The sequence below is a fragment of the Pseudomonas sp. PNPG3 genome, assembly GCF_023093815.1.
GTDB classification, from domain to species: domain Bacteria; phylum Pseudomonadota; class Gammaproteobacteria; order Pseudomonadales; family Pseudomonadaceae; genus Aquipseudomonas; species Aquipseudomonas asiatica.
In genome coordinates this window covers 1-261 of record NZ_JALLKV010000257.1, presented here as the reverse complement: position 1 = coordinate 261, position 261 = coordinate 1, and the positions used below count along the sequence as shown (strand labels likewise).

Sequence of the window (261 nt, the reverse complement as noted above, 5' to 3'; positions counted from 1 at the left end):
TAGTGCTGGAGCCTGTTCGGGTTCTCGCCATAGCGCCCGTCGGTCGGGCGGCGCGAGGGCTGGACATAGGCCGCGGCCCAGGACCGGCCCCCCAGGGCGCGCAGCGTGGTTGCGGGGTGAAAGGTGCCCGCGCCGACTTCCATGTCATAGGGCTGCAGGACGGCGCAGCCCTGGTCAGCCCAGTAATTCTGCAACCGCAGGATGATTTCCTGAAAGCTGCGGGGTCGGTTGGGGCTGGTCATCGGGGCCGTCCTTTGCATA

Annotated in this window: 1 protein-coding gene; it reads right to left on the bottom strand. The window is 67.4% G+C overall.

What is annotated here, in order from left to right; all coding sequences use genetic code 11:
• On the bottom strand, nt 1-242 hold a 242-nt coding region (locus tag MJ643_RS30955), incomplete at its 3' end, for a glycine--tRNA ligase subunit alpha (protein WP_247727349.1).
• Nucleotides 243-261: the final 19 nt, after the last annotated feature.